The organism is Mesorhizobium sp. M3A.F.Ca.ET.175.01.1.1, assembly GCF_004791945.1.
GTDB lineage: Bacteria > Pseudomonadota > Alphaproteobacteria > Rhizobiales > Rhizobiaceae > Mesorhizobium.
The window spans coordinates 142963-163364 of the sequence record NZ_SRTP01000011.1 but is presented as its reverse complement, the minus strand read 5'-3'; the positions used below and the strand labels follow the sequence as shown (position 1 = coordinate 163364).

At 62.7% G+C, this 20402-nt stretch carries 21 protein-coding genes; 9 read left to right on the top strand and 12 right to left on the bottom strand.

Annotated elements, in window-relative coordinates:
- Positions 1–58: 58 nt before the first annotated feature.
- From EN818_RS23120 to EN818_RS23095, 6 genes are all read right to left on the bottom strand, one after another.
- Entirely contained in the window at positions 59–1150 is a 1092-nt protein-coding gene (locus EN818_RS23120; RefSeq protein WP_095807099.1) for a methylenetetrahydrofolate reductase, read from the bottom strand.
- Complete coding sequence (locus tag EN818_RS23115) at positions 1147–1746, bottom strand: methylenetetrahydrofolate reductase C-terminal domain-containing protein (RefSeq protein WP_095807100.1); 600 nt, start codon at positions 1744–1746, stop codon at positions 1147–1149. Before EN818_RS23115 ends, EN818_RS23120 begins: the two co-directional genes overlap by 4 nt.
- Positions 1739–2041, bottom strand: a complete 303-nt coding sequence (locus EN818_RS23110; RefSeq protein WP_095807101.1) for a virulence factor — start codon at positions 2039–2041, stop codon at positions 1739–1741. Before EN818_RS23110 ends, EN818_RS23115 begins: the two co-directional genes overlap by 8 nt.
- 136 nt (positions 2042–2177) lie before the next feature.
- Positions 2178–2960 carry a formyl transferase gene (locus tag EN818_RS23105; RefSeq protein WP_129553885.1) on the bottom strand — a complete coding sequence of 261 codons (783 nt, stop codon included), beginning with the start codon at positions 2958–2960 and terminating at the stop codon, positions 2178–2180.
- A 120-nt stretch (positions 2961–3080) separates the two neighbouring features.
- On the bottom strand, positions 3081–3659 hold the full coding sequence (locus EN818_RS23100) for a DUF4893 domain-containing protein (protein ID WP_095807251.1): 579 nt from the start codon (positions 3657–3659) through the stop codon (positions 3081–3083).
- A 20-nt stretch (positions 3660–3679) separates the two neighbouring features.
- On the bottom strand, positions 3680–4309 hold the full coding sequence (locus tag EN818_RS23095) for a DUF1638 domain-containing protein (RefSeq protein ID WP_095807103.1): 630 nt from the start codon (positions 4307–4309) through the stop codon (positions 3680–3682).
- A 65-nt stretch (positions 4310–4374) separates the two neighbouring features.
- Between EN818_RS23095 and EN818_RS23090 the strand changes: the two genes are divergently transcribed.
- Complete coding sequence (locus tag EN818_RS23090) at positions 4375–4515, top strand: entericidin A/B family lipoprotein (protein ID WP_095807104.1); 141 nt, start codon at positions 4375–4377, stop codon at positions 4513–4515.
- 85 nt (positions 4516–4600) lie between these two features.
- On the opposite strand, the gene EN818_RS23085 is transcribed toward EN818_RS23090, so the two are convergent.
- The gene (locus EN818_RS23085; RefSeq protein WP_095807105.1) at positions 4601–5299 is read right to left on the bottom strand and encodes a B12-binding domain-containing protein; all 699 of its coding nucleotides are present in this window, start codon (positions 5297–5299) and stop codon (positions 4601–4603) included.
- A 274-nt stretch (positions 5300–5573) separates the two neighbouring features.
- On the opposite strand from EN818_RS23085, the gene EN818_RS23080 reads away from it, so the two are divergent.
- From EN818_RS23080 to EN818_RS23055, 6 genes are all read left to right on the top strand, one after another.
- Positions 5574–7148: a trimethylamine methyltransferase family protein gene (locus EN818_RS23080; RefSeq protein ID WP_095807252.1), complete on the top strand. Its 1575-nt coding sequence runs from the start codon at positions 5574–5576 to the stop codon at positions 7146–7148.
- A gap of 89 nt (positions 7149–7237) precedes the next feature.
- A complete protein-coding gene (locus tag EN818_RS23075; RefSeq protein ID WP_095807106.1) occupies positions 7238–7927 on the top strand; it encodes a hypothetical protein in 690 nt (229 codons plus the stop codon).
- 104 nt (positions 7928–8031) lie between these two features.
- Positions 8032–8763, top strand: coding sequence for a dienelactone hydrolase family protein (locus EN818_RS23070; RefSeq protein ID WP_095807107.1), 732 nt, complete (start codon positions 8032–8034; stop codon positions 8761–8763).
- Positions 8764–8828: 65 nt separating this feature from the next.
- Positions 8829–9392, top strand: coding sequence for an RNA polymerase sigma factor (locus tag EN818_RS23065; RefSeq protein ID WP_095807108.1), 564 nt, complete (start codon positions 8829–8831; stop codon positions 9390–9392).
- A gap of 2 nt (positions 9393–9394) precedes the next feature.
- Entirely contained in the window at positions 9395–11575 is a 2181-nt protein-coding gene (locus EN818_RS23060) for a VWA domain-containing protein (protein WP_095807109.1), read from the top strand.
- A gap of 138 nt (positions 11576–11713) precedes the next feature.
- A complete protein-coding gene (locus EN818_RS23055) occupies positions 11714–11992 on the top strand; it encodes a hypothetical protein (RefSeq protein WP_245420399.1) in 279 nt (92 codons plus the stop codon).
- 12 nt (positions 11993–12004) lie between these two features.
- Here EN818_RS23055 and bmt read toward each other — a convergent pair whose 3' ends face one another.
- Positions 12005–13021, bottom strand: a complete 1017-nt coding sequence (bmt, locus tag EN818_RS23050; RefSeq protein WP_095807254.1) for a betaine--homocysteine S-methyltransferase — start codon at positions 13019–13021, stop codon at positions 12005–12007.
- Positions 13022–13130: 109 nt separating this feature from the next.
- A complete protein-coding gene (locus EN818_RS23045; protein ID WP_135905111.1) occupies positions 13131–13988 on the bottom strand; it encodes a helix-turn-helix transcriptional regulator in 858 nt (285 codons plus the stop codon).
- Positions 13989–14217: 229 nt separating this feature from the next.
- Here EN818_RS23045 and EN818_RS23040 point away from each other — a divergent pair, with 229 nt between their 5' ends.
- Complete coding sequence (locus tag EN818_RS23040; RefSeq protein ID WP_165350021.1) at positions 14218–15228, top strand: fatty acid desaturase; 1011 nt, start codon at positions 14218–14220, stop codon at positions 15226–15228.
- A gap of 70 nt (positions 15229–15298) precedes the next feature.
- A complete protein-coding gene (locus tag EN818_RS23035) occupies positions 15299–16144 on the top strand; it encodes a PhnD/SsuA/transferrin family substrate-binding protein (protein ID WP_095807111.1) in 846 nt (281 codons plus the stop codon).
- Here EN818_RS23035 and EN818_RS23030 read toward each other — a convergent pair.
- The 3 genes from EN818_RS23030 to EN818_RS34360 are packed head-to-tail and all read right to left on the bottom strand — an operon-like array spanning position 16106 to position 20401.
- A complete protein-coding gene (locus EN818_RS23030) occupies positions 16106–17464 on the bottom strand; it encodes a Xaa-Pro peptidase family protein (RefSeq protein ID WP_129553886.1) in 1359 nt (452 codons plus the stop codon). The genes EN818_RS23035 and EN818_RS23030 overlap by 39 nt on opposite strands.
- Positions 17465–17477: 13 nt before the next feature.
- Positions 17478–20048, bottom strand: a complete 2571-nt coding sequence (locus tag EN818_RS23025) for an FAD-dependent oxidoreductase (protein WP_095807113.1) — start codon at positions 20046–20048, stop codon at positions 17478–17480.
- Positions 20045–20401, bottom strand: coding sequence for a DUF559 domain-containing protein (locus EN818_RS34360; protein WP_095807114.1), 357 nt, complete (start codon positions 20399–20401; stop codon positions 20045–20047). The genes EN818_RS23025 and EN818_RS34360 overlap by 4 nt, the downstream gene beginning before the upstream one ends.
- Position 20402: the final 1 nt, after the last annotated feature.

Sequence of the window (20402 nt, the reverse complement as noted above, 5' to 3'; positions counted from 1 at the left end):
AAGAGTTCTTTATATCGTTATCTGGTTTCGTTCAAGCAGTTCAGTGCCGGCAACGCCTTCAATGCGCAGTCTTCACCATATCCACCTGGGTTTCGGTAATCTCGTCGTGCAGAATGTGATCGAGCCGGTCCGCGACCAACTGGTCGTCGCGGCGAATCTCCCGCTTCCAGGGCTGACGGCCCTTCAGCACGCCCGATTCATCGACGATCTCGGCGACATATTCCTCCTGCCGATAGGCCATCACATGGACGCCGGCAACACCCGGAATTTCCTTCACCTCATTGATGATGTCGATGCAGAGCTGCTTGCCTTCCTTCTTCTGATCCTGAGCGCCTTCGAGCCGCTTGATGATGGGATCGGGGATATGGATTCCCGGCACGTTCGAGCGGATCCACTTGGCCGTCTTGGCCGATGCCAGCGGGCCGACGCCGCAAAGGATGAAGACCTTTTCAGTATGGCCGAGGTCTCGTGCCTTCTGCATGAAGGTCTTGAACATGGGCACGTCGAAGCAATATTGCGTCTGCACGAACTGCGCGCCGGCGGCGATCTTCTTGCCGAGATGGATCGGACGGAAATCGAAAGGCGGCGCGAACGGATTGACGGCGGCGCCCAGGAACACCTGGGGCGGGGTCGTCAGCTTGCGGCCGGACAGGAACTTGCCGTTGTCGCGCATGATGCGGATGGTCTCGAGCAGCGACATCGAGTCGAGGTCGAACACAGGCTTGGCGCCCGGCTGGTCGCCGGCCTGGACGCCGTCACCGGTCAGACAAAGCATGTTGGCGACACCCATCGCCGCACCGCCCAGTACGTCGCCCTGGATGGCGATGCGGTTCTTGTCGCGGCAGGCGATCTGCATGATCGGGGCATAGCCCATGCGAGTAAGCAGCGCGCAGATGCCGACCGACGACATGTGGCAGTTGGCGCCTGACGCATCGACGGCGTTGATGGCGTCGACCCAGCCGTCGAAGATCTTAGCGCGGTTGTAGACGTCTTCCGGATCGGCGCTGTCGGGCGGGTTGAGCTCGGTCGTCACCGCAAACTCGCCGCGCCGCAGCACGCGCTCCAGCCGGCCGCGCGAAGAGTGGCCGGGAAGAGGATCGAGCGGCAGGTGGATACCGGCAGGATTCTCGTCGCGCTGGCTGAAGTTCATGCTGAAGCTCCGGTGTTCTGGGAGTTCTGTGCTGCTTCGCGCGCTGCGGCCGACTGCGCAGTTACCCTGAGCCAGGCCGAGGTTTCACGCAGCGACTGATCGACAGGCTTCTGCACGGTCAGGATCTTGTCGCCATGAACCATATTGCGGGAGCCCTCCCAGGCTTTGACCCAGACGCAAGGCATATCCGGCTCGACTTCGCAATTGCCATTGGCGCGCACACCGCCGCAGGGACCGTTGCGGAGCTGCTTGGGGCAGTTCATCGGGCACGACATGCCGGTGGAGGACAGGACGCACTGGCCACACATGCGGCAGTCGAACATGAAGCCCTTGACGCGCTTCTCGACGAATTTGACCGGGGCCTCGACGCGGCCGTAGCCGATACCCTTCCACAGAGGATGCAGCAACAGAAAGACATCGGCGAACCTGCTGTAGAACCATTCGAGCAATCGCGAATGGCGGATCGACCACAGCCGCACTGCGAAGGTGCGCTGAACGCGTCGCTGCGGGGACACGTCTGCAGGCTTGTAGTCGGACTTCGGCGCCGCCTTCTTGACCAGTGTGGCCTGGGTAACTGCCGGCTGTTTCTCAGACATTTTCTTTCCCGCCCGCCTTGACCAGAGCGACCAGCCGCTCGCGGTCATATTTCGTGTCGAGTTCCTGGTAAGCTTTCTCGACCTCAACCTCGATGTCGTCGCCGACCGGAACGGGGTCGGCCTTGCGCCATTCGGCGAGATAGTCATCGGTGCCGCCGGCTCCCGTGCGCATGGCGCACATGTCTATCGCTTCGGTGAAGCGCAGCGGCAGCTCGCGCTTGGCGTTCTGCCGGCCCTTGCGGACAATGACCTGGGCAGGAATGTCGCGCCAATAGACGACGATCAGATCGGCCATGAATTCTCAACTCCTCGACGTTTCGAGCATTGCCGCAAGCGCCTTTGGACCGCTTGTTATGGGACGACGCGCGCGCATTCAAAAGCGACGCTGTTGGAGGTCGCAAAAAGAAAGGTGAAATCCGGCTAACGGACGGCTACCAAATCCCCTTCATCAAGCCGGTCCAGAAATAGAACCAGATCGTCGGATGATACCATTGCCTGGACGGCAAGGAGGGATCGAAAGTCGCGAGTTTTCCAGCCAGCGCATCGCTGATCGCCTGGGCGCAGATCTCGCGGGAAAACGCCGCCTGACGCAGCGCGTAACTGGCGATGGAGTCGCCGCGCTTAGGCTTGCCGCGCGCCTGCTTGAGCACGCCGCCGGTATCTACGCCGGCATCGACGAGATGAACGGTGGTGCCGAAATTTTGCGGATCGCCGGAGACCAATGCCCAATAACCTCCATTCATGCCGCGATATTTCGGAGCAATGCCGGCGTGATAGTTGAGGACGGGGCACGGTATCTTCGCCAACGTGTCTTTGGACAAGAGTCTGCAGCCGGCAAGCAGCACGACGCCCGGGTTGATGTTTTCGATCGCCTCGAGGCATTCCTTGCCGTTCGCGGAGGGCACATGGATGATCGCCTGATCTTGCCGCGGCTCTGTCTCAAGCCTCTCTTCGGCAATCAATCGCGCGGCGTGGCCGGCGAAGAACCGTTTGCCGAGCCTTGTCAGCACCATCGTGCCGAACTGGCCGACAGCCGATGTCCAGCCCTGGCGGCGGGCCCGGCCGAGCAGCAGGCGTTTTTTGGATTCAGGCGTTTCGAGGACGACGCTGACCGGCCCGACGCGATCGGCAAGCGCGTTGACAAGGGCCCAGACATGCGGACCGCCCTCCGTGACGACCACGATCGGCTGCGGACTGGATCCCGACGCTGCCATGGCAAGCACCCGCTCTTGAAACCGGGCGCATGCTAGGGCGGGCGAGTTAATCCTTGGTGAGCCGGCGGGAGATGCGTGATCCCGGTCCGAAAAGTCTCAAGCCGGTCCGATCGTGCGCAGTCAGCGCTTGAATTCCATGATGTCGAGTTTCGATTCGTAGTAGGGCGAGGGGAATTCGATGCGCCATTCGGCAGCGCCGCTGCGGAAGGCGTAGCCGACCTGGTCGCTCTCGGGGCCGCTGCCATATGGCTTTGCCTTGTCGTCGTTGACGGAAAAGGAACCTAGGTAGATGGCGCGCTTCTCGCCATCATCGAAGAAGCGGCCCGCGGTGCGCTGCGAGCCGCTGATCTTCTCCAGCTTCCAGCCCGAGCCATCGTCGGTCACCTTGCATTTGAACCATCCGTAGATGACGAGCGGGCTCAGGCCGCCAGCCTTGATGGTGCGGCATTTCCAGTTGCCGGTAAGGTCCTTTTCGGAGAAAGCGACGAGCGGCCTGGCGAGCAACGCATCGAGCTGCCTGACCTCGGCCGGATCGCCGGCCTTGGCTTCTTCAAGGGCGGCCTTGCGAGTTTCTCCATATTTGTCGAGCCGTGCCTTGTCGGCAGAGGTGATCAGCTTCTGCACCTCGCCGTCGGCGTGCGCAGGCACGACTGAATAGACACCCACGAGAAAAGACAGAAGCAAGGGCCGAAAGGACATCGATTCCCCCTTGGCCGGCACTAGCTAATCGTCGAAACCCGGGCCAGCTCATCCGTCAGATCGCCATAGCCGGTCGGACGGCGCTCATAGGCGAGGCCGAGCAGAGCGGCGGCATGTTCCGCGACCTTGTCGAGTTCCGGATCGTCGGTCTGGGCGAGATAAATCAGCTTCTCGTAGTTGCCGAAATAATCCTTGATCAGCTCGGGATGCCTGTCGAGGCCGAGCGGCTTGATGAAGAAAGCTTCGAACTGACGGCAGAGGAAGTCGGTCATGTAGAACGACATCATGTCATCGTCGGCGACCTTCGCATAGGCATCCATGCCTTGGTAGAAGGCAAAGCAGTGCGGTCCTGGCATTCGCTCGACGCCGTGTTTTTCGATCACCTGGTCAAGCAACCCGCCGGTGCCGCAATCGCCATAGCCGACGAAGATGTGCCGATAGCCTTCGGCCTTGGCCTTTACGATCGCCTTGTCCATGGCCGGTGCGATGCGGTCGGGATAGAAGTGAAACTCGGCCGGCAGGCAGGTCAGTTCGAGATGGTCGAGCCCCAGCCGCTCCTTGACGGCCAGAACTTCGCGCGCGATCATCCCGCAGGCAATGACCAGAAGCCTGTCTGCTTGATTCGTTTGTGTTTTTTGGGCCTTGGCCATGAATTCAGCTGAGCCGACTTCCGTTGCAGTTGATCGAATCCATTGAACGAGGGAGACACCCGTCCATGAAACTGTTGCGCCTTGGCCCCGTCGCCATTCTCGCCTGCGCGCTGGTCCTGACGGCCTGCGCCAACACCGTCCGGGGCGTCGGCAAGGATGTCAAATCGACGGCCAAGGCGGTCGAGGACACAGTCACCAAGCCCTGATGCGAGGCCATCTCTTCCATCATCTGGTAACAAAAAAGCCGCGCTGCAAGGCGCGGCTTTTTTTCGATCCATCCTGATGCCTCGGTCAGGCGGAGGCGCGAACGTTGTGCTTGCGCTTCATGAAGTCCTTGGCGGTCTCGACCGCCACCGCCGCATCGCGGCAATAGGCATCGGCGCCAACGGCCTTGCCGAATTCCTCGTTGAGCGGCGCGCCGCCGACGAGAACGACGTAGTCGTCGCGAATGCCCTTTTCCTTCATCGTGTCGATGACGACCTTCATATAGGGCATGGTGGTGGTGAGCAGCGCCGACATGCCGATGATGTCGGGCTGATGCTGCTCGATCGCCTCCAGATATTTCTCGACGGCATTGTTGATGCCGAGGTCGATGACGTCGAAGCCGGCGCCTTCCATCATCATGCCGACAAGGTTCTTACCGATGTCGTGGATGTCGCCCTTGACGGTGCCGATCACCATCTTGCCCTGCTTGGGGGCGCCGGTGGCGGCGAGCAGCGGACGCAGGATGGCCATGCCGGCCTTCATGGCGTTGGCCGAGAGCAGCACTTCCGGCACGAACAGGATACCGTCACGGAAATCCTCGCCGACGATACGCATGCCTTCGACCAGCGCCTCGGTCAGCACCGTGTAGGGCTGCCAGCCGCGCTCGAGAAGAATATGAGTACCTTCCTCGATTTCTTCCTTCAGCCCATCATAGAGGTCGTCATGCATCTGCTGCACAAGTTCCTCGTCGGAAAGCTCGGAAAGGATGATCTCGTCGTCGGCCATTTTTTCCTCGGGCTCCTTGCTGCTCGGAATGACCGCGGCAGCCTAAAAATCGATGCGCCAATACCTAACCCGTGAGGGCGAGGTATCCATAGCTGATTTGCGACTTTCCGCAAAAGGAAAGCGACTGGAAATCTATTGGTTTCCTTGTCGATTTTGCGACAGGCGTTGGCGCTGGCGAGCCGTTTCCAATAGGGTGCATGGCTACGATCCGGCAAGAAGCGGCGGCAAAAACGGGCCGCCGGCCAATTCAGACCAATTCACGGGAAGATCGATCATGAGCGATAACGCGGCAGTCGAACAGGAAGCGTCGGGCGGCAGGCGCGGGCGTGGCGCCGGCAGTGGCGCTGCGGCACGCCGGGCAGCCCGCTCGGGCGGCGGTCCGGGCACGCAGCTCACCTATATAAAGCGCAAAATCAACGTCTATGAGGTCCTCAACGAGGAAGGCCTGGCGCTGATCGAGAAGAACACCGACACGGTGCTGGAAGAAATCGGCATCATCTTTCGCGACGACGCCGAGGCGCTCGCGCTCTGGAAAAAGGCGGGCGCCGACGTCAAGGGCGAGCGCGTGCATTTCCCGAAAGGGCTTTGCCGCTCGTTGCTGAAGACCGCGCCTTCGATCTACACCCAACATGCGCGCAATCCGGAGCGCTCGGTGCAGATCGGTGGCAATGCAACCGTCTTCGCACCGGTCTACGGCCCGCCCTTCGTGCGCGACCTCGACGGCAACCGCCGTTATGCCACGATCGCGGATTTCCAGAATTTCGTGAAGCTCGCCTATATGGCGCCTTCGATCCACCATTCAGGCGGCACGGTGTGCGAACCGGTCGACGTGCCGGTCAACAAGCGCCATCTCGACATGGTCTATTCGCATATCCGCTATTCGGACAAGCCGTTCATGGGCTCGGTGACCGCGCCGGAGCGGGCCGAGGACACGGTCGCGATGGCCAAGATCGTGTTCGGCGACGATTTCGTCGAGAACAACACGGTGCTGACCAGCCTGATCAACGCCAACTCGCCGATGGTTTTCGATGAGACCATGCTCGGCGCCGCGAAAGTCTATGCGCGCCACAACCAGGCCTGCATCGTGACGCCGTTCATCCTGGCCGGCGCGATGAGCCCGGTGACGGTTGCCGGCACGCTGACGCAGGTCCTGGCCGAAGTGCTGGCCGGCGCCTCGTTCACGCAGCTCGTCCGCCCCGGCGCACCGGTGCTGTTCGGCACCTTCGCCTCGTCGATCTCGATGCAGTCGGGTGCGCCGACTTTCGGCACGCCGGAGCCGTCGCTGGTCTCCTACGGCGCGGCGCAGCTTGCCCGGCGGCTCGGCCTGCCGTTCCGCACCGGCGGCTCGCTCTGCGCCTCGAAGATCCCGGATGCGCAGGCGGCCTATGAGAGCGCCAACACGCTGAACTCGACCATCCTGGCCGGCACCAATTTCGTCCTGCATTCGGCCGGGTGGCTCGAAGGCGGGCTGGCGTCCTGCTACGAGAAGTTCATGATGGACATCGACCAACTCGGCATGACGCAGAAATTCTCCGAGGGCGTCGACCTGTCGGAAAACGGCCAGGCGATGGATGCCATCCGCCAGGTCGGTCCGGGCAGCCATTATCTCGGCTGCGACCACACCCAAGCCAATTTCCAGACTGCGTTCTACCGCTCGAGCATCGCCGACAACAATTCCTACGAGCAGTGGCTGGCCGAAGGCGAGAAGACAGCGCCGCAGCGCGCCAACGAGCTCGCCCGCCGCTGGCTGGAGAGCTACGAAGCTCCTCACCTCGATCCGTCGATCGACGAAGCGCTGAAGGAGTTCATCGCCAAGAAGAAGGCCTCGATGCCCGACGCCTTCACTTGAAAGGAGCCCGAGTCAGGCCGGGCTAAAGTCGCCAACATCATTCACAAGGAAGTCTGGCGGAGCGCGTTCTCCGACCCGGACCGGAAAGGATGACGCGCGCGCACGGCCGGATCGAAGGGATCGCGGCCGCGCTTGCGGCGAATGGCCTCATTCTTCGTGGCGGGTTCGGCTTTGCCGGCGGTGAAGCCGCACCCGCCGCGGCTTCAGGCGGTGCTGCCAAATCCGTCCTGCTTGTCGGACAGGCCGGCGCTGCACCGTGGCCGCATTTTCAGCGCTGGCTGGAGGAGCAGCCGCAGCCGGTGGCCAATCCGCTCGATACATGGTCGCGGCAGATGATCGGCGCGGTCGCGCAAGAATTCGGAGCGCGCGCCGTGTCGCCCTCCGATCGACCCTATCTGCCGTTCCAGCAATGGGCGATGCGGGCGGAAGGACTGAAGCCGTCGCCGCTCAGCATCCTCATGCATCCAACTTATGGCCTCTGGCATGCCTACCGCGGCGCTCTGCTGTTCGAGGAGGAGTTGTCTCTTCCTCAACCTCGCGAAGCGATTCATCTTTGCGACACATGCATCGACAAACCCTGCATGAAATCCTGTCCGGTGGATGCCTATTCCGAGCAAGGTTTTCGACACGAGACCTGCCTGGCGCATGTGCGCGGAACGGACGGGACTGCCTGTCGCGCCGGCGGCTGCCTTGACCGCAATGCCTGTCCATATGGCGTCGACTATCGCTATCCGGCCGATGCCCAGGCCTTCCATATGGCGGCTTTTGCCGGGCTGTAGTCCTTGTTGGACGCGCACGGAATCTTGAATGCGAGAACGATGCCGCTGCTTGCCCTGGCGGGCGGCGCGGATATGTATCGCGCAGGTTCTCAACGGAGCGCGCAATGACCAAGCAGGACATCGAGATCAAGACCCAGGACGGCACGGCGAAAGCACGGCTGTTTCGTCCAGCCGCGGGTGTGAAGGCCGGCGTCATCCTCTACATGGATATATTCGGCCCGCGCCCGGTGCTCGACCAGATGGCCGAGCGCCTTGCCGGGCACGGTTATGCGGTCCTGGTGCCCGATCTCTTCTATCGCTATGTGCCCTATGGCCCGTTCGATCCCAAGACTGCCTTTGCCGAGGAAAAGAGCAAGGCTGCGCTGTTGGTGCTGAGTGGGGGCACGACGCAGAACATGACTATCCGCGACGGGGCCGCCTTCCTTGACGCGCTGACGGCCGAGGGTATCACCGGACCAGTCGGTGTCGTCGGCTACTGCATGGGCGGAGCGCGGGCGCTGAATGCGGCTGCTAGCTATCCCGACCGAATCGTGGCCGCGGCAAGCTTCCATGGCGGCAATCTGGCAAGCGACGCCGCCGACAGTCCGCATCGCAAGGCCGCTTCGATCAAGGCGCGTGTCTATGTCGGCGTCTCCGGCGTCGACCGCAGTTTTCCGCCGGAGCAATCGGCGCGGTTGGCGGAAGCGCTCAGAACGGCAGAAGTCGACCACGTCATCGAAAACTATGTCGGCATGGCACATGGCTGGTGCGTGCCGGACCACAACGTCTATGACGAGGCGGGTGCGGAACGCCATTGGAAGCGGCTCACGACCTTCTTCGGCGAAACGCTCCGGTAGCTCAGGCGGCAAAAAAATCTTTCCACCTCCCAAGGAATCGCCATTAGCCTTCGTCCAACAGGCAAATGACGGCGATGATGCTGGACGACAGCGAAGCTTCCGACGCCCATCTGATCGGGCGGGCGAGGGGCGGAGACAGGGGAGCTTTCGGCAAATTGGTCGAAAGGCACTATGGCTTTGTCTATCGCGCCGCCTATCGCTGGTGCGGCCGGAAGGCCGATGCCGAGGACATCGCCCAAGACGTCTGCGTGCGGCTCGGCCGCGCGATCCGTGACTACCAAGGCAGCAGCGCCTTCACGACATGGCTCTACGCCATGACGCTGAACGCGGCGCGCGACATGATGCGCAAGCGCGCCCGCGAGACCGCCAAGACGGAGGCCTACGGCTCCTACGCACTGATCTCGGGAGAGGGCTCGGCGGACGGCCAAGACCCGGCGGAAGCGCTGTGGGCAGCGGTGCGCATGCTGCCCGACAAGCAGCGGGACGCGGTGCTTTTGGTCTACGGCGAAGGCCTAAGCCACGCCGCAGCGGCGGAAGTGATGGCCATCTCGGAGACGACGGTCTCCTGGCACATCCATGAAGCGAAGAAACGGCTGAAGGCGCTCATGCGTTCAGCCGGGGAAGTGTGACCATGGTCGACGACAACGAACTCGAAAGGCTGCGCGACATCACCGCGCCTGCGCCCGACGGCGAAGCGAAGGCTCGCGCGCTGGCGGCTGCGATGCAGGCCTTCGACATGAACGAAAAAATCTCGACCGCCACCCAAGGATCGGCAACAGGCCTTCGTCTCACGGAGCGAGCACAAATGCTCTGGAGAGAGATCATGCAACGGAAACTCATTGCCACGCCGGCCATCACTGCGCTGGTTGCGCTGCCTATCGCCGGCTATGCGACTTTTCAGATGTTGAAGGAGCAGCCGCCGGTCATCGGTGGCAAGGACGGTAAGGTCACGGAGACGCTGGCCGACAAGCCGGCGGCCCAGAAGCCTTTGGCCCAGAAGCCTGCGGTCAACGAGGTGGCGACCTATCAACCGCTGGCTGCCGCGCCCGCCAAGGAGAAGAAGGCCGACGCCGACAGTGAGAGGCGTGTCGAAGATGAGGCGCAGGTAGCGCCCGCATCGCCGCCGAAAACTGAATTGAGTCGATCCGACGACCAGACGCGGCAGGAATCCGGGGCATTGAAGGGTTTTGCCAAGCAGGTACCGCAGACATTGGCTCCGCCGCCTGCACCTGCGGAAGTTGACCAATTGGCGGCAGGCGGGCGCGCCCAGGCACCGGCAACCGCCATGCAGTCTGCCGAGATGCCGGCGGGCGCGGTCGCCGGTTCCAAGCTGATGGTGCAGCCCGCGCCCGCGCCGGCCGACCAGTTGCAGCCCCAAGAGCAGAACCGCGACCGCATCGAGACCTTCAAGACCAATCCGGTGCATGCGACCGCGCAGGATCCGGTCTCGACCTTCTCGATCGACGTCGACACGGCTTCCTATTCCTTCGTGCGGCGCTCGCTCAAGCAAGGCGCTCTGCCCGATCCGGATACGGTCCGCGTCGAAGAGATGATCAACTACTTCCCCTATGACTGGAAAGGACCGGAGGCGGCAGCGACGCCGTTCAATTCGACCGTCACCGTCATGCCGACGCCGTGGAACGAGCACACCAAGCTCATGCATGTCGCGATCAAAGGTTTTGATGTGAAGGCGGCCGAGCAGCCGAAGGCCAATCTGGTGTTCCTGATCGACGTGTCCGGCTCGATGGACGAGCCGGACAAGCTGCCGCTGCTCAAGTCGGCCTTCCGGCTGCTGGTGAGCAAGCTCAAGGCCGACGACACCGTCTCGATCGTGACCTATGCCGGCAATGCCGGCACGGTGCTGATGCCGACCAAGGCGACGGAAAAGCAGAAGATCCTTGCGGCGATCGACAATCTGGAGCCGGGCGGATCGACGGCCGGCGAGGCCGGCATCAAGGAAGCCTACAAGCTTGCGCAGCAGTCTTTCGTCAAGGACGGCATCAACCGGGTGATGCTCGCCACTGACGGGGACTTCAACGTCGGTCAGACCGATGACGACGACCTCAAGCGGCTGATCGAGAAGGAGCGCAAGACCGGCGTCTTCCTGTCGGTGTTCGGCTTCGGCCGCGGCAATTTGAACGACCAGATGATGCAGACCATCGCCCAGAACGGCAACGGCACGGCGGCCTATATCGATACGCTCGCCGAGGCGGAGAAGGTGCTGGTCGAGGATGCGTCCTCGACGCTGTTCACCATCGCCAAGGACGTCAAGATCCAGGTCGAGTTCAACCCGGCCAAGGTCGCCGAATACCGTCTCGTCGGCTATGAGACCCGTGCCCTGAAACGCGAGGATTTCAACAATGACCGCGTCGATGCCGGCGACATCGGCTCAGGCCATTCGGTGACGGCGATCTACGAAATCACGCCGAAGGGCAGCGGCGCCGAGCAGGTCGATCCGTTGCGCTACGGCCAGGCGAAGGTCGACAATGGCGGCGTCGCCAATGCGGACGAATATGCCTTCGTCAAGATCCGCTACAAGCTGCCGAACGAGAACGTCTCCAAGCTGATCACCACGCCGGTGACCGGCGCCAATGAGGTCTCGACTTTCGACGAGGCAGGCGTCGACCAGCGGTTTTCGGTCGCGGTCGCCGCGTTCGGCCAGAAGCTGCGCGACGAGGACCAGACGGCGAATTTCGGCTATGACCGGATCCTGGAGATCGCCAACGCTGCGCGGGGCGCCGACCCGTTCGGCTACAGAGCCGAATTCCTGTCGCTGGTCCGGTTGGCGTCATCACTTGGCGGGAACAAATAGCATGCAGTATTGAGCGGAAGGCCGGTCGGGCAATCCTGCCGGCCTTTTCGCAATCGTTAAATTGCCCGCTATTTTCGGAACCTCGTTGCAATGACCTGCTGTTAGTCAAAGCTTATGGACGGGCTGAGGGGGCCGCAATTGCACATCAACACAACCGGGAACGCGACGCCGACGGCAAACCGCACGCCGGCGCGGGAGGCGTCTGGTTCGTCCGCGGAATCCGCGCGCCTCAGCTATGATGTCGACGCGGCCCGCAAGACAGCGCTCTCCGCGCTGAACAATGACCGCTTTCGCGTGATGCTCGAGCAAATCACCGATCCGCGCGCTTCAGGTGCATTGCTGACGATGGGCGGCGACAGCAGCGCCGGCACCGACTTCAACACGGCGCTGTCGCGTTACGCCGAAAACAGCGAATAAAGCAGGGCAACCTCAGGCGCGGCTGCGGCGGCGCTCGCGGCGGCCTTCGCCCGCCTCGGCTGAACTGGCTATCTTGTTGCGCATCGGGCCAATCCGCTCGACGATCGTCTCGACCGTCGGGCGCACCGACTTTATGTGCGCGTCAAGCGCCTGGCGCATAGCGCCGAGATGGGCGAACGAGGTGCCGCAGCAACCGCCGACGATTTTCGCGCCGGCATCGACCGCCAGCCGGACATAGTCGGCCATCAGTTCAGGCGTGCCGGAATAGTGGATCTCCGCGCCGCGGAATTCGGGAATGCCGCAATTGCCCTTCACGATCACCGTGGCTTCCGGCTTCGCTTCGGTCATGTCGAGCAGCGAGGCAAGAATATCGGCCGCACCTACCCCGCAATTGGCGCCGACGCCAAGCGGGGCCTGCGGCAGCCCGTCGACGACGCCATGGATGTCCTTCGGCAGAAGGCCCATCATGGTACGGCCGGCCGTATCGAAGGAACCGGTATAGGTATAGGGGAGGCCGACCCGGATCGCAGCTTCGGCTGCGGCGCGGATCTCGTCCGGCGCCGACATGGTCTCGATCCAGGCAACTTCGGCGCCGCCCTGCTTGAGGCCTTCGATCTGCTCGGCAAACGCGTCGACGGCGTCTTCATAGGTCAAGGCGCCGAGCGGCACCAGCAACTCGCCGGTCGGGCCGACCGAGCCGGCGACGATCACCTTGCGGCCGGACCTGTCGGCGACGGAACGGGCGATCTCGGCAGCGCGCTTGTTCAGATCGCGCACACGGTCCTGGGCGTGGTGCAGCTTCAACCGGTGGCGGGTGCCGCCGAAGGAATTGGTGAGGATGATGTCGGCACCGGCATCGACGAAATTCTGGTGCAGGCTGGCGATGGTTTCGGGCGCCGTCTCATTCAATAGTTCGGGCGCTTCGCCGGCCTCGAGGCCCATCGCGAACAGGTTGGTGCCGGTGGCGCCGTCTGCCAGCAGCACCCCTTTTTCGGCCAGCAATGCATCGATGGGGTTGGTCGCGGTCATGGCCATGGCTTTCGTTCCGGAATTCGAATAACGATATAAAGAAGTCTTTATGTCCAGTCAATGAATTTGCGACCGCAGTGACGTGTCGACGTGCCGATGTCGGAGAGGTCTAGACAGGACCTGATGCGAACGAGGTGCCAGCGAGTTTTTGCGTGAAGATCGCGGCCTCATGCGCGTTGACGTCGGCTGCGCGGATTAGGTTGTCGAAATGGCTGGTCAAGGTGCGAATCGGCTGCGTGGCGTTCAGCACCAGATACATGTCGCCGACATAGATGGCGGCGCGGAAAGGCCCAAAGATCGTGTAGGGGATCGAGTAGCGCATGCGGCCATCGTAGAGGAACAAGCGGAAGGTCGGATAAAGGTCGTCGAGCAGGGCTGCCATATGCAGCAATTGCTTGCGCCGCTCCGCTTCCGGAAAACGGTCCCACACGCCCAGACCACGTGCAAAGATCTCCAGCGTGTGACGCGGCATGCAAACTTCCATGTCGGTCTCGGGGCGCCGGGTATAGTCGATGCGGTACTGCGTCTCGCCGGCCTGTGCCTCACGGCTCTTGTTGGCGATTCCTGCCTCGTATTCGACCAGAGCTTCGGTGCGCAGCAGATCGGGAATGCCCGCGGGCACGTAGCGTATCTTCGTGCCGGCCGCCTCGGCGTGCCACTTGGCAAGCAGCGTGCGATCGAATCCGTCCGGCGCTTCCTCGATCTCCAGGCTTTCGCGGATCTCGCCGGTGACGCCTTCGTCCTGGCTCAGCCCAAGCAGCCAGTCGAGCGAGACTCTGAACTCGGCGGCGATGTTGAGCAGCGTCTCGGCGCGCGGCAGCCGCGTCGAGGCGCCCGACAGCAACTGCGAGAGCGCCGAGCGGTCGATGCCCACCGCTGTCGCGAATGCCGACTGGTTCAAGTCGGAACGTGTCAGGAGCAACTTCAGCCGGTCTCTGAAAAGGGTCGACAAATCGCGCTTGTCCATCACGCTCTTCCCTGTTCGTGAGAGGAAAAATTTGCGCCCGGGCCGCCCGGATCGCTGCTCAAGCGTAAAAGAATCCCCAATCTTGTTTACAATGTATAACATTTGCGGCCAACAATGCGCAATCGCAACAGTTTGTGCGCATTGTCGCGTTGCGACAACGATGGGCTACTGACACAATATTGTCAGGAACCACAGCGGTTCCGGCGACTGAAAGGCAGTGGTCGATAGCATGACGAGCATGAAGAAGAGACGCAGCAATGCACCGGCCGTGGAATGGCCGACAATATGCCTCATACTCTTCTGCTACGGCGCCTGGCTCGCCACCGGCTTCCTGCTCTGGCCCTCCTATCCGATGCTTGCGCTTGCCGCGCTGACCTTGGTGCTCGCGCTGCAGTCTTCGCTGATGCACGAAGTGGTGCATGGCCATCCAACCCGCAACGCCAGAGTCAACGAAGCCTTGGTTTTCCTGCCGATCGGCCTGGTCTGGCCATTCCGCCGCTTCAAGACGATCCATCTGCGTCATCATGCTGACGAGCGGCTGACCGATCCGCTCGACGATCCGGAGAGCTATTATCAGGCGATGTGGATGCATGAGCAAATGCCGCCGGCGATGAAATTTCTGCTGAAGCTCAACAACACCATGGTCGGCCGCTTCATTCTCGGCCCGTGGCTGTCGTCGATCGGTTTCTTCATCGACGACGCAAAGCAGATTGCCGCCGGCGATAAGGCCATCCGCAACGCCTGGCTGCTGCACGCCATCGGCCTTGCCGTAATGATACCGATCGTCACCCTCGGCTTCGGCATCCCGCTCTGGCTCTACATACTGGTGCCGGTGTGGCTCGGCCAGTCGCTGATTTCCGTCCGCACCTATGCAGAGCACCAGTGGTCCGAGCACCCTGAAGGGCGCACGATCATCGTCGAGCACTCGCCGCTGTCGTTCCTGTTCCTCAACAACAATCTGCATTTCGTGCACCACAAGAGCCCGGCAGTCGCCTGGTACAAACTGCCGAAGATGTTTCGTGATCGCCGCGACGAATGGCTGAGGATGAACAACGGCTATGTCTATCCGAACTACTTCGCGCTGCTCAAATCCTTCGCCTTCAAGGCTAAGGAGCCGGTCGTGCACCCGGTACTGCGCCGCGCGCCGGAGTCAGGCCGCGCCTTCAAGCCGCGCATCAGGGCCCGTAGCGTGAATGGACTTGGAACGGCCCCGGTTCCGGCTGAGCCGCCCAAGGAGTAAATTCGAGCTTCCGCAAGTTTTGCGGTGATTCAGGCGCCGACGAGTGCCCTGTTTTTGAAGGCAATCCGTCATGAGCAAATTCGTTGCGGCCCTGCCGATGTATGATTGGCCGGAAGTGCGTGGCGAGATCGACGCGCAATGGGCGCTGCTGCGCGATGCCTTCCGCTCGCGAGGCCTCGATGCGCCCGAAGCAGTGGTGCGGAGCAATCGCGACCTGCCGCCGGTTACGGGAGGCGTTCGCAGCGCCGCCGACAAGGTCATTGCGCCTGATCCGGCGACGCTGCCCGCGGACGAACTGGACTTTCGCCTGCTTTGGCTGCACCCGGCGCTGCTTTTCGGACAGACCTGCTGGGGCCCGATGGATCTGGGCTTGGCCGAACATGTTCAAGTGGTCGCCCAGCCAAGCTATGACGCCTTCGAGGGCGGGCAGGGCGAGTTCTATTCCAGCGCGCTGATAATGCTTGCGAACGGCGGGCCGTCGGTTGCTTCGCCGCAGGACGGCAGGGCCGTCATTCCGCTCGACCTCATCCGCGGCAAGCGTTTCGCGTTCAACAATCCGGACTCGATGTCCGGGCTGGTCGGGCTGACGCGAGACCTGGAGGCTATCGGCGAAAACCTCGATATCTTCGCCTCGCGCAGCGAGAGCGGTGGCCACCGCTCATCGATCGTCGCCATTGCCGAGGGCAGGGCCGACGTCGCCGCGATCGACTGCGCGAGCTGGGCTTTGGCGCAGCGTCACGAGCCGGCGGCGAAGCAGGTGAAGGTCGTCGGCTGGACGGCAAGGCGAAAGGGCCTCCCCTTCATCACCGCGAGAACCACGCCTGCAAATGTCATCGCATCCATGCGCGAGGTCGTCGCCGAGCTTGGCCTGGGTGGTTCAACCGCCAAGCAGCCTTGCGTCGAGCGGGTAGGCTGAGAGCTTTTCGTTCCCGGTGTCGGTGATGAGGATTTGCTCCTCGATCTTGACGCCCTCGTGTCCGCCAAGCCGGCCGATATAGCTTTCCGCGCATAACACCATGCCGGGCTGGAGAACGCCGTCGGGCGTGTCGTCGGTCCAGTCGCTCGCATGCGGCAGGGTTGGGTATTCGTCGGCCAGTCCGACACCGTGGTAGAGAACGCCGTAGCGTGCTGGGAAACAATCGTTCGGCGGCACCGCCGAGCGCTCGACGAGGTCGCGGAAGTTCATGCCCGGCCGCATCAGATCGGTGTTGTGGGCGATCTGATCAGCGGCGATGCGGAAAAGGTCGCGCTGCTCGTTCGTCGGCCACCCGTCTCCGCAGAGCCAGGTGCGCGAGAGGTCGGCGCAAAAGCCGTAAGGGCCGATGAGGTCGGTGTCGAAGGCGACGAGGTCGCCATCCTCGATGATGCGCGAAGAGCATTCCTGGAACCACGGATTGGTGCGCGGGCCCGATGACAGAAGCCTGGTCTCGATCCATTCGCCACCGCGCGCGATATTGCCGCGATGCAGTTCCGCCCATAGCTCGTTCTCCGAAATGCCGGGCTTCAGCGCTGCTTCCATCTCGCCCATCGCCGCCTCGCACGCGACGATGGCGCGGCGCATGGCCAGGATCTCGTCCTGCGATTTGATCAGGCGGGCATTCTCCATCACCGCTTCGCCATTGCCGACCGTGATGCCGCGGCGGGCAAGTTCCTCGACGCCGTCCGGATTGATGTGGTCGACGGCGATGCGGCGATTGTCGCCACCATGCTCGGCCACGAGATCGGCAATGCCGGCACCCCAGCGGCGGACCTTCTGCTCGGTCAGTTCGCCGCTGTAGAGATACATCCACGAGACCGCCGGGCGCACCTCGTCGACGACGCCGGCGTGGTCGGACAGGTGCTCGCAGGAGAAATAGTCGAACAGCACCACCGGGCCATCGGTGGCGACGAAACAGTGGCGGGTCGGGTTGTGGGCGACCCAGAGCTGCATATTGGTCGAGTCGGTCGCGTAGCGAATGTTGACCGGATCGTAGAGCAGGGCGCCGGCATAGTCGCGACGCCTAAGCTCGGCGCGGATGCGTTCGAGCCGGTATTTCCGCATGGCAGCAAGATCGGGCGGGCGAACGCCTGCCGCGGCCCATTCGGCTTCGGCCCGCGCGCCATAGCCCAGCACATGCTGGTTGAACGCAACCGCTTTCTGCCGGGAAGCCTCGCGCAGCGCCTCGATCGAGCCGGGTTCGAATGGCATGATCTTGCGGTGACGGCCGAAGCCTCCCTTTGGAGCCTCGCCATGCATGACCCTGAAAACCTCAGCTCCGCATCTTTTCGCCGCTCGGGTCGAAGGGCGGCTCGACATTGATGCGAGCCGGACGGCGATGGCCGAGGATCTCGATCTCGAACATTCCGGCACTCTCGTCGTCGGCCAATGCCGCCGGCACATAGCCTTGCGCCATCGACTTCTGCACGTAGTGGGCATAGCCGCCCGAGGTCACCCAGCCGACCACGCGCCACTCGCCGTCGACGATGCCGCGCACGGCCGACGCGCCCTCGGCCGCCTTGGAGCCGCGAATTTCCTTGCCGGTCTCATCAAAGCGCGGCGCGCCATAGCCGTGCGGCTTTTCCACCGTGCCGTAGTCCTTGCTGACCTTGGCCCAGATCGGTTCGTCGCCCATGACGTCGGCATCCGCCGCATCGACGATGAAGGATACGCGGCGCAGCTTCGGCCCTTCGGCATGCTCCCTGGCAGCCGCGTCGCGGCCGATGAAGTCGTTCTTCTCGAGCTTGATGAAGCGATCCATCGAGCCTTCGAACGGGCCGTAGATCGGCCGCAGTTCGCGGAACCAGGTCGGGAAGTTCTTTTCCAGGCGCATCGACAACAGCGCGCGCATGCCGAAGTCGACGAGGCCGAACTCCTCGCCTGCTTCCCTGATCGCCTTGTAGACCAGGCGCTGATAGGCGGGCGCCATCCAGATCTCGTAGCCGAGGTCGCCGGTGTAGGTGATGCGGTTGACCATGCAGGGCGCGCCGCCGACTGCCATCTCGCGGAAGTCCATGAAGCGAAAGGCCTTGGTCGAGACGTCGACATCAACGAGTTTCTGCAACAGGTCACGCGACTTCGGCCCGGCGATGGACAGCCCGACCAGCGTCTGGTCGAAGCGGTGGATGCGCACGGATCCATCCTTCGGCAGGTGCTTCTCGAACCAGCGCATATGATATTTCTGGGCGGCCGACGAGCCCCAGATCATGAAGCGGTCCTCGCCGGTCTTGGCGATGGTGAAGTCGCCGATCAGCTTGCCGAATTCGTTGACCATCGGGGTGAGCACGATGCGGCCGGTCTTCGGCATGCGGTTGGTCATCAGCCGGTTGAGGAAATCCTCCGCGGCTGCACCCGAGACTTCGTATTTGGCGAAGTTGGCGATCTCGGTGACGCCCACCTTCTCGCGTGTGGCGCGCACTTCCTCGCCGATCGGACCAAAATCATTGGAGCGGTGAAAGGAGACGATGTCCTTCGGCTCGGTGCCCTTCGGCGCGAACCATAGCGGCGTTTCCAGCCCCCAGCTGTCGCCCATCACCGCGTTGTTGGCGAGCATGGTGTCGTAGAGCGGCGTCGTCTGCGCCGGGCGCGCGGCCGGCAGCTCCTCGTTGGGAAAGCGGATCGAGAAGCGCCGCGAATAGTTCTCCCGCACCTTGGCGTTGGTGTAGCGCAGGCTCGCCCACTCGCCGAAGCGCGCGACATCCATTCCCCAGACGTCGAAGCCCGGATCGCCATGCACCATCCAGTTGGAGAGCGCGAGGCCGACGCCGCCGCCCTGGCTGAAACCGGCCATGACGGCACAGGCGCACCAGAAGTTGGTCAGGCCTTGGACCGGACCGACCAGCGGATTGCCGTCGAGCGCGAAGGTGAAGGGGCCGTTGATGATCTGCTTGATGCCGGCCTTCTCGATGCCGGGGAAGTGCTTGAAGCCGATCTCCAGCGAGGGCGCGATGCGGTCGATGTCGGGCTGCAGCAGTTCATGGCCGAAATCCCAGGGGGTGTTGACCGGCGACCACGGCTTGCAGGCCTTCTCATAGGTGCCGAGCAGGATGCCGTTGCGCTCCTGGCGGGTGTAGATCTCGCCCTTGAAGTCGAGCACGCCGATCATCTCGCGGCCCGTCGACTTGTTGAATGCCTCGACCTCCGGCATCGGCTCGGTGAGCAGGTACATGTGCTCCATTGCCAGCACCGGCAGCTCGACGCCGACCATGCGGCCGATCTCGCGCGCCCACAGGCCGCCGCAATTGACGACATGTTCGGCGTGGACCGTGCCCTGTTCGGTGACGACGTTCCAGGTGCCGTCGACTTCCTGCGTCAGATCGACGACGCGGTTGCGCAGCACGATCTCGGCGCCGAGCTTTTTCGCCGCCTTCGAATAGGCGATGGTGGTCCCGGACGGATCGAGATGGCCTTCGACCGGATCCCACATGGCCCCGACAAAGTTCGTCTCGTCCATCAGCGGGAACATGGCCTTGGCCTCGGAAGGCGTGATCAGCTCGGTGTCCATGCCAAGATAACGGCCCTTGGCGTGAGCGAGCCGCAGGAAGTCCATGCGCTCGGGCGTATCGGCCATCATGACGCCGCCGGTGAGATGCAGCGAGCAGGACTGGCCGGAAAGCTCCTCGATCTCCTTGTAGAGCTGAACCGTATAGGCTTGCAGCTTGGCGACGTTCGGGTCGCCGTTCAGCGTATGGAAGCCGCCCGCCGCGTGCCAGGACGAGCCGGAGGTCAGCTCCGAGCGCTCGATCAGCATGATATCGGTCCAGCCGGCCTTGGCGAGGTGATAAAGTACCGAACAGCCGACGACACCGCCGCCGATGACAACCGCTTTAACGTGGGATTTCATGAAGATAGGTCCGTTCTTGAAGAGACTGATTCGAGTGAGTGGGGCGTGAAGGCGAAGCGGAGATCGGACACGGCGACGCTTTCGGCCAGCCTGTCATCAAGCCCGGCAAGATTGGCTTCACAGACGGAAGTTCGGTGTTTCACGACGTCATGGTTCCAAAGACGCAGGATCGAATAGCCTTGAGCGCGCATGAAGTCGTCACGGCGGCGGTCATATGAACTGTGCTTCGCAGCGTCACCCTCCGGAGGGAGAGTAAGGGGGGCGGCTGGAGTCACGTCGCGCCTTTCCTCTACCCCGTCGATCGGGGGAGAAGTGTCGAGCGCAGCTCGACGCAATAGGAGTCGACTGTTCATC

Excerpts from the sequence above, each read along its gene's own strand:
- EN818_RS23065 (WP_095807108.1), top strand. The coding sequence starts at position 8,829 with ATGACGGCGATGATGCTGGACGACAGCGAAGCTTCCGACGCCCATCTG.
- EN818_RS23100 (WP_095807251.1), bottom strand. The coding sequence starts at position 3,659 with ATGTCCTTTCGGCCCTTGCTTCTGTCTTTTCTCGTGGGTGTCTATTCA.
- EN818_RS23095 (WP_095807103.1), bottom strand. The coding sequence starts at position 4,309 with ATGGCCAAGGCCCAAAAAACACAAACGAATCAAGCAGACAGGCTTCTG.
- EN818_RS23090 (WP_095807104.1), top strand. The coding sequence starts at position 4,375 with ATGAAACTGTTGCGCCTTGGCCCCGTCGCCATTCTCGCCTGCGCGCTG.
- EN818_RS23025 (WP_095807113.1), bottom strand. The coding sequence starts at position 20,048 with ATGAAATCCCACGTTAAAGCGGTTGTCATCGGCGGCGGTGTCGTCGGC.
- EN818_RS34360 (WP_095807114.1), bottom strand. The coding sequence starts at position 20,401 with ATGAACAGTCGACTCCTATTGCGTCGAGCTGCGCTCGACACTTCTCCC.
- EN818_RS23045 (WP_135905111.1), bottom strand. The coding sequence starts at position 13,988 with ATGGACAAGCGCGATTTGTCGACCCTTTTCAGAGACCGGCTGAAGTTG.
- EN818_RS23120 (WP_095807099.1), bottom strand. The coding sequence starts at position 1,150 with ATGAACTTCAGCCAGCGCGACGAGAATCCTGCCGGTATCCACCTGCCG.
- EN818_RS23110 (WP_095807101.1), bottom strand. The coding sequence starts at position 2,041 with ATGGCCGATCTGATCGTCGTCTATTGGCGCGACATTCCTGCCCAGGTC.
- EN818_RS23105 (WP_129553885.1), bottom strand. The coding sequence starts at position 2,960 with ATGGCAGCGTCGGGATCCAGTCCGCAGCCGATCGTGGTCGTCACGGAG.
- EN818_RS23060 (WP_095807109.1), top strand. The coding sequence starts at position 9,395 with ATGGTCGACGACAACGAACTCGAAAGGCTGCGCGACATCACCGCGCCT.
- EN818_RS23035 (WP_095807111.1), top strand. The coding sequence starts at position 15,299 with ATGAGCAAATTCGTTGCGGCCCTGCCGATGTATGATTGGCCGGAAGTG.
- EN818_RS23030 (WP_129553886.1), bottom strand. The coding sequence starts at position 17,464 with ATGCATGGCGAGGCTCCAAAGGGAGGCTTCGGCCGTCACCGCAAGATC.
- EN818_RS23070 (WP_095807107.1), top strand. The coding sequence starts at position 8,032 with ATGACCAAGCAGGACATCGAGATCAAGACCCAGGACGGCACGGCGAAA.
- EN818_RS23040 (WP_165350021.1), top strand. The coding sequence starts at position 14,218 with ATGACGAGCATGAAGAAGAGACGCAGCAATGCACCGGCCGTGGAATGG.
- EN818_RS23075 (WP_095807106.1), top strand. The coding sequence starts at position 7,238 with ATGACGCGCGCGCACGGCCGGATCGAAGGGATCGCGGCCGCGCTTGCG.
- EN818_RS23085 (WP_095807105.1), bottom strand. The coding sequence starts at position 5,299 with ATGGCCGACGACGAGATCATCCTTTCCGAGCTTTCCGACGAGGAACTT.
- EN818_RS23080 (WP_095807252.1), top strand. The coding sequence starts at position 5,574 with ATGAGCGATAACGCGGCAGTCGAACAGGAAGCGTCGGGCGGCAGGCGC.
- EN818_RS23115 (WP_095807100.1), bottom strand. The coding sequence starts at position 1,746 with ATGTCTGAGAAACAGCCGGCAGTTACCCAGGCCACACTGGTCAAGAAG.
- bmt (WP_095807254.1), bottom strand. The coding sequence starts at position 13,021 with ATGACCGCGACCAACCCCATCGATGCATTGCTGGCCGAAAAAGGGGTG.